Source organism: Cytobacillus sp. IB215316 (genome assembly GCF_033963865.1).
GTDB classification, from domain to species: Bacteria; Bacillota; Bacilli; order Bacillales; family SM2101; genus Nanhaiella; species Nanhaiella sioensis.
In genome coordinates, this window is the sequence record NZ_JAXBMC010000035.1 from 1 (window position 1) to 7,565 (window position 7,565).

Consider the following 7,565-nt stretch of genomic DNA (forward strand, 5'->3'; position numbering starts at 1 on the left):
ACCATACGTAGCATTAGCGAATGGTTCTGGTATAGTGAGTGGTCGTTCGGATGGAACTTTTGACGCTGATGGTCTAGCAACAAGAGCTCAAGCATCAGTCATGCTAACTCGTTATCTAGGTGCTAAAGCTAAATCACCAGATTTAGATAATTTGTTAGAAACTTTTAAAGGAGAAAAATCAATCCATGATTATTCTAAAGAAGAGTTAGAGTCTTGGGTTGATAAAGAAGCAGACTTGGAGAGATTAAGTAATTATCCTGTTGATCATGATGTTTTTGATTCTTTAGCTGAAGTCAACTATTTTAAGCGATATCCTAATAAGTATCAGGATAGAACGGAAGAGCTTACAAGAGATAGATTAAATGTTGTAATAGGGTATATGGACAAGTATTTTAATCGTGATTATCAGACAATTGGTGATACTTGGATAAATGACATTCGTTATTATTATCGGAGTGGTAAAACATACAATGGGGTAAGTTATTCAAGGGATGAATTGCCTCAATTGTTTAACGAGTTTGTTCAGGAAACCAAAACTAACAAAGTGATCTCAGAGAATATATTTGTTACTGATATCACAATGTACCATAGTGTGCAGAAGGGACGTCAAACTGGCGAAAGAGTAAGAGGTGCACAGTACATTCGATATACTTCAGGAGTGAACCTTCCAGAAGGGATAGAGTTAAATAAGTGGTATGTTAGAGACCTGGATGTGCAAGTGCATTTCCCTAGAAAAACAGATACAGTTTCATGGAACACTCCTGATTGGGTATTTGAGGAAATCTTCCCAATTACCTCATATGAGGAAGTAAAACAATAGACATTAGCGAGCTGTGGCTTGCTTTGTCTATCAATATCAAACTTCCTTATTCAACAATATGGCGCAAGAGTGTAGTTAAGGCTATCCTGACTACCTTAAGAATAATATTAATTAAAAATGGGTCAATCAGGTAGCTGGTTGACCTCTTAATATGAACTGGTGCTAAATTGAAAAATTATAAGCGCTTTTTTCCATTTTGGGAAAGATTTCTGAAGATCATAATATTTGTTTGTCTAGGGATAATTTAGTGTACTCATTTGACTTTAGGGTTACTAGATTTATTTAGTGAAAAATTTAATGTCCAATCTAAGAAAGGGTCATGATCATATTATCAGAGAGTACGCCCATGTTGTGGAAGTACAGAAAAAATCCTCCCTGATTATACGCTAAAGGAGGAAAAGGCAGGGAGGAGAGAGTGATTATAAAGTGTATTTTATTTAATGTAAATTATTGAATTATGCTTGTACTAGTTCAAAAGATTAGGAAGTTTACTGGAAATTACTAAAAAGTATTTATGTATGTTAAGATTAATATAGATATATAACATACCTATATTAAAGGTGATTATTATCCTACCGTTGTTTTTTATCCTTTTCTTTCATATCTTCACTTTCTACTTCTAAACTTATTCCTTTTATAAATAAAGTGTAGAGCAATACTCAAAATTCTGTCTGCGAATTTCTTCTTGGCTGATAAATGCATCTTATGTTATATAAAGGAATTGTGGGGTTCAATGACAATAAATCTAAATGTCATATTGAGCTTTCCCACATGATAAATGTCTTTTTTTAATTAAATCCCCGTACATTCACTTGATATAAAACCTACTTACTAATAACGATCTAAATCTGTGTTTTTTATGACTTTGAGTAATAACGAAGTAGTAATTATAAATTACGATCAAGTATGAACAGGGAGATGTAAATAATGCGAAAGTATCGACTGTTTAGAGTTTACGTATGGTACAAAGATAAAGATGGCTGGATGGCTGAAGGAAAATGGGATGACAATAAAATGGGGTCATTACGTATGACAGGGACTATCAAATATTCTGGGAGTGGTACTAGTCTACCGAAAGCAATTGACGAAGTTCTAGCCGTTGCTAGACAAATGGGTATTGAGGAACGGAAAGACATGTGGTTAAGCTATCACGAAATATACGAAGGGAATTACCGATCTATATTTTTTCCTTCTGCAGGATATAAAAATGTCATCAGGAAAGAAGCTTATAAACGTGGGTGGACATCATATAACGATTGAACAAGAAAAAAGTATATGTGTTAGGAATGTTAAACGCAAATTGTTTTTAATGATGATCAATATGAAAATATTATTCAACAATATGGCGCAAGAAGTGTGTAAAGCTATCTGGAATACCTTAAGGATAGTTACCTATTAAGGAAACACAAGTGATACTGAGGTGATGATAGGTGGAATTTAAAAAGAAGTGGGATGAACTATCCTTCGGAGAAAAACGGGGATACATTAGAGTAATAAGGGCTATCTCATACCTTATAATAGCAATTATACTATGGGTTATTGTGGCTCTTATTAACTAAATATATTAGAAATTCAGTCGAATAAGTATGGTATTAAGGATAATTTCTCTAAATAACAGAAAACGGGCAAACTATATGGATGCCAGTCCAAGAAATAAATAAAGTTATAACTAATATATACTATAAAAACCTTTTAGAGAATGGAGATCATATGAATACCTATTTATTTGTAATAACAATGGTTTGTTGGATGTGTATGATGGTTATATGGCTAGATCAGGGAATATCAACTGGAAATACAGAATTCATTTCTATTGAAGGCAGTCCCAATACACCAATAATTGATCAAAATCAATTATTATTATAATGAAACAAAGTGATTAGTGAGTCGAATAGTCTAAGGCTACATGACAATATTATTCGACAATATGGCGCCTTTCTTGATTAAAGAGAGACTATCTTCTAGGTATTATTAGTTTAGTCTCATGTTAAATAAAGATGTTATCTTTCATAAATTTGGAAGTAATCGAAAAAGAATATAGATGATATACTTTTCTAAAATAAGTTATTTATAGGGAAGTGTTTAAGTGGAACCGAGCTCAGCCAATTTAGCGTTTCGATTTTTTGCATATTTTATAGATAGCGTCTTTATATTCTTGTTTATTTCACTACCAATTTACTTGATAACTAAATCAGAAGAGGGTTTACTTCTAATACAGATTATAACCAGTTTATATGTGATGGTATTACCTGTATTTTGGAATGGTTATCTAATAGGAAAGCGTTTAATGGGTATCAGAGTAGTAAAAACAAATGGCCAGAAGGTTACAATTGGAACAATGGTTATTAGATATATAGGTGGAAGTTTTCTCTATTTAATTTCATTTGGAATACTTCTAATCATAAGCATTTTTATGGTGATTTTGCGACAAGATAATCGTGCTTTTCATGATTTATTAGCTGGAACTATTGTTATAAATAGAACTTAGTATTTGGTGTAGATTGGAGTTTTATAATCTGTGAATTTTCCACAATATGGCGTATATCTGAAATATAGATATGTGCCATTATTCATTTTAGGGCATATTGTGGAATAATAAAGTTAATAGATTCCTCAACACACCATTTAGACCATAGGAATAATCTTCTTCAACCAATAATCCTTATAGTTCAAAGTGTAGTCTTTTCATTTAAAAACAAATTACAATCTTCAATAAATAATTGAGCCTCTTCTAAGAATAGATAATGATTACTTTTTTGAAATATATAAAATCATTGATAATTGTTAAACTTGTTTAAGATCCACCATCGGTATATATGTTCACAGCAAAATAAAGAAATCTTAATCTATAAGTTATTATTTACTTCAAGCACACCTTTTCATTATAATCAGATTAGTAAAATTATTATAAAAATGGAATGTTTTTATAAAAGTATAGACATGTAAAGTTAATTAGTTTGAGTTTAGTTGTAAAAAGGTGGTGGAGTAAATTGATAATTCTTTCAGCTTATATTGGAATATTTTTAACGCCTGTATTATGTATAATATTTTGTGTTAACCTTGTTTCTATAATGAAAAAAATTAAAAATGATGAAAAAACTTCAATTAATACTTTTTGGCTTACAACATCGTTTCTGTTAATAGTGTGGAGTCTTGTTGGCATATCTCTTTTAGCTAGTGCTTAAAAATTAGATATTTTTTCCCTTAACAACCTGGCGCAAGAAGCTAGTAAAGGCTATCTGGACTATGTTAAGGGTAGTTACCTAATAAGCAAACACAAGTGATATTGTGTTTCGTAATATATCTATTGAATGAACAAAAAGAAGGAGTGTATGATTTGGGATAATTCATATTAACATTTTTATACTTATCATCGGTGTAATAATGTTAAATTTAGGGTTTGACATCAAAAAAAGATGGATCATTAATCTATCCATCTTTTTTCTTACTATATCAATTGGATTCTTAGGAATAGGATATTTATGGGTATTGTCCATAATGACCAGTGATTAATTAGTTAATCGGGAAAAAATAAAGTCCTTAACAAGGTTATATGGAACATAGTAGAAATTGTGGTTATTGCTATTTATTTTTGTAAATTCAATGATTAATGAGTCGATTAGTCTAAGGCTACATGACAATATTATTCAACAATCTGGCGCGATGATTTAATATCATCGCATTTTTTATGATTATAGTAGGTACTTTTTGTTATGGGTACTATTTAAATACAGCACTGATATGTTAAACTAATACGTGTTCAATAATTTAGGATTTAAATCTATTATCTATTTCATTAAAATCCTCACTATCAATATCTGGTGGTTCATTATCTTCGTCTTTGTTTAAATTCCAACCAATAAGTCCAGTAACCAAAGCAAATATGAGTGTGCCTTGCCAATTGATATTAATATTTTCCATGAAAATATCGATTACCTCGATTAACAAAAAGGTGATGACTGTATTCAAAATAAATGGTAGCGACTTTTTACTTGTATGGACTATACCAGCAGACTTTAAAGCTTTTGGTATTGCATTTACAAGAACTGAAAGTGGTATTTCAAGGAATAAATATAAAATAAAGAATAATACTAAATCCATTAATGAATTATATTGGAAGCCCAATATTTTTAATAATATGTATTCAAGAAAGGCAATAAAGAGTAAGACTATTAGTACGATAGAAATACAGATACTTATAGTTTTAAATTTTTTAATATGAGATGTCCCCTTCCCATTATTTTTCATATCCTCAAATTAGAACAAAGAATTATTGTTACCAACCTTTAGTTAAAACAAGGACTCTTACCTACAAAAAGAATCAAAGAAGGTTATTACCCTTTAGGAAGAAAATATAAATAATAATAACACATCAGTAAAAAAGTAATCTATATAATTAGTATTTATTGAAAAAAAATTCTTATTTTATCAAGTACAATTATCTCGAATTTAAGTCTTAAGCAATATGGCGCTTATCGGTAATAATACAGAAAAGCGTCTTTTTTATATACTCTTTTCAGTTTGGTGTTTCCTTAATATTTATTTTAATTATTTGATTTGTTCGATTATCAAACATGATATCAACATATACACCGAATTCTACATTATTAGTATTTAACCATAACTTGAACTTTTCGACTGAAGCATTATCTAGATTTTCTCGACCTATATGTAAATAATCAATGATCCTTGAATTTGGATATTTTTCTTGTGCCTTTTCTAGAGCAAGTTCCCCCCATTTTTCGTAGGATTGTATTTCCTTATCTGCCTGAACGCTACTAAACGGGATTACAACAAACTTTAACAATAATAGGCATTCAGTAATTATTAAAAGAGATAACATAGTTATAGATGGAATTTTTCTCACTGTTTAAAATAACCCCTTTATTTTGTATGGTATGGAATTTGATCAAAAATATTTATTAAAGTTTAAACGATGGCAATTACGATTACATTAAGAATTATACATTTTAAAAATGAGCCTATTAGGTAAAAGACTAGTTGATCCTATAAAACGAAGTAATAAAAAAGGGCAATGAAAAAATTTAGGATCAGTAAGTTAGGAAATACTAAAATGAGGTGTTGTCTATGAATAGATTCCCCTAAGGGCTGCTACCAGTCCTTTTTTGTTTTGTTTAAAACAAGTAATTTACACATTTGTACATTTTAGTCACAATATATATTTAAGTCCAACCTTCTATAACAAATATCCATACATATATAGTAAAAACAATAATAGAAGGTGAAAATAATAATGAAAGATAAAGATTGTAAGTGTAGGGTTGTCCCACCACCACCTCAAGGACCGCAGGGGCCACCAGGGAAACAAGGACCACAGGGGCCAATTGGACCAATGGGTATACCCGGATTATCGGACCCTCAATCAGCATTTAGAGCTGAAAATAATATTGCTTCCCAAATTATAAATGGTACCGTATCTGTTAGGGTGAATTATCCTAGTGAAATATTTGATCTAAATAATGAGTATGCTCCTGGTACTTCGACGTTTACCCCAAGTCAATCTGGTGTGTACTCGATTTGTGCAAATGTACTATTTCTACCTAACAATACTGCAATAGACCATTCAACTAACATGGAAATTTTCGTTAATCTTTTTCGAGTAGCTCAAACTAGTAGTGCTTATATTGGTGGAATAATTGTGCAGCACCCCAGTAGCTTATGCACAATAGTTCAATTGCAAGCTGGAGATAATGTAACAGTAACTTTTAGAAGTTCAGTAGGTGGGAATATTCTGAATACAGGTGAGGGAACAAACTTTGAAGCTGCAAGATTTCCATCTCCATAAGCTGATGTTTTAAACGTCAGCTTATTTTGAATATCCATGTATAGGTTATTCAAATTTAGTTTACAACCAGCTATAGGAACCAAAGCATTTTTATAATCGTTGATATAACTACATTTTAAAGAATTACAATTTTATCAAATATACACGATTTTATACATTGTTGATTCACCAAAGTTCTTTTTATACAAGTTGAATTTATTTCCAAAATTTCTTGTATAACAAGTTATTGCTAAGGTGGATTTTGTTAAACTCAAGTTGAGTTGTGTTTACTACTTACATGCTATTCAACAATATTGCGCTTTTCAGAAACTATACTGAATAGCGTCTTTCTTTATGTTTTGAGTAATATTGTTTAAACCAAGAACTTTTAGTAACCACAATGGACCATATGTTTAGTAGACACCTTCTTTTTTAGCTAGAAGGAAATAGCCTAAAACAGAAATATCATATAGAATAAAGTTAGTAGAAAATACTGGGAGGATATGTATGAACTATATTTATTTAGGAAGGGTGTAGATGGAAAATCCAATAGCAATTGCACTAATTATTTTAATATTGACACTAATAGTAGCTTATAAGTTAAGTCATAGAAAATCGAAGAAAAAGAAATATATCATTTGGGGAATAACTACAATTGTATCGATAGCACCTTTATTATCGTGGGTTGTTTCCATTCTGTTTGCAATAAGAGTAGGAGATGGTTTTGCTGGGGTAGCGCTACTTATGGTAATGTTTCCACTTCTATTTTTGATCGGACTTGTTATTCTTCTTATTGGGATTTTCAGGAAAAGAAAAGCTGAATCTATATAGCATAAGGGTATTTTTATCGAAGTTTGCTTCTGAATTTCAGGTGTTTATCAACTATATCAATCTTCCACAATATGGCGCTTTTCAGAAATAATTCCGAAAAGCGTCTTTCTTTATGTATGGCTCTTCTCG

The 7,565-nt window shown here is 30.8% G+C and carries 8 protein-coding genes; 6 read left to right on the plus strand and 2 right to left on the minus strand.

All coding sequences use genetic code 11. The features are described 5' to 3' along the window. The 4 genes from SLH48_RS21935 to SLH48_RS21950 all read left to right on the plus strand — a co-directional run. The coding region (locus tag SLH48_RS21935) for an S-layer homology domain-containing protein (protein WP_320259864.1) at positions 1 to 820 on the plus strand (820 nt) is incomplete at its 5' end. 927 nt (positions 821 to 1,747) lie between these two features. After that, the gene (locus SLH48_RS21940) at positions 1,748 to 2,080 is read left to right on the plus strand and encodes a hypothetical protein (RefSeq protein ID WP_214484977.1); all 333 of its coding nucleotides are present in this window, start codon (positions 1,748 to 1,750) and stop codon (positions 2,078 to 2,080) included. 450 nt (positions 2,081 to 2,530) lie between these two features. Next, positions 2,531 to 2,686 (plus strand): hypothetical protein, encoded by a 156-nt coding sequence (locus SLH48_RS21945; protein WP_320259865.1) that lies wholly within the window; start codon positions 2,531 to 2,533, stop codon positions 2,684 to 2,686. A 220-nt stretch (positions 2,687 to 2,906) separates the two neighbouring features. Further along, the gene (locus tag SLH48_RS21950) at positions 2,907 to 3,308 is read left to right on the plus strand and encodes an RDD family protein (protein WP_320259866.1); all 402 of its coding nucleotides are present in this window, start codon (positions 2,907 to 2,909) and stop codon (positions 3,306 to 3,308) included. Positions 3,309 to 4,588: 1,280 nt separating this feature from the next. Here the strand turns inward: SLH48_RS21950 and SLH48_RS21955 are convergent. Next, on the minus strand, positions 4,589 to 5,068 hold the full coding sequence (locus SLH48_RS21955) for a YrvL family regulatory protein (protein ID WP_320259867.1): 480 nt from the start codon (positions 5,066 to 5,068) through the stop codon (positions 4,589 to 4,591). 268 nt (positions 5,069 to 5,336) lie between these two features. Then, positions 5,337 to 5,687 (minus strand): DUF3889 domain-containing protein, encoded by a 351-nt coding sequence (locus tag SLH48_RS21960; protein WP_320259868.1) that lies wholly within the window; start codon positions 5,685 to 5,687, stop codon positions 5,337 to 5,339. Between the two features lie 387 nt (positions 5,688 to 6,074). Here SLH48_RS21960 and SLH48_RS21965 point away from each other — a divergent pair, with 387 nt between their 5' ends. Beyond that, complete coding sequence (locus SLH48_RS21965; RefSeq protein ID WP_320259869.1) at positions 6,075 to 6,626, plus strand: hypothetical protein; 552 nt, start codon at positions 6,075 to 6,077, stop codon at positions 6,624 to 6,626. A gap of 516 nt (positions 6,627 to 7,142) precedes the next feature. Next, positions 7,143 to 7,436, plus strand: a complete 294-nt coding sequence (locus SLH48_RS21970) for a hypothetical protein (protein WP_320259870.1) — start codon at positions 7,143 to 7,145, stop codon at positions 7,434 to 7,436. Positions 7,437 to 7,565 lie beyond the last annotated feature (129 nt).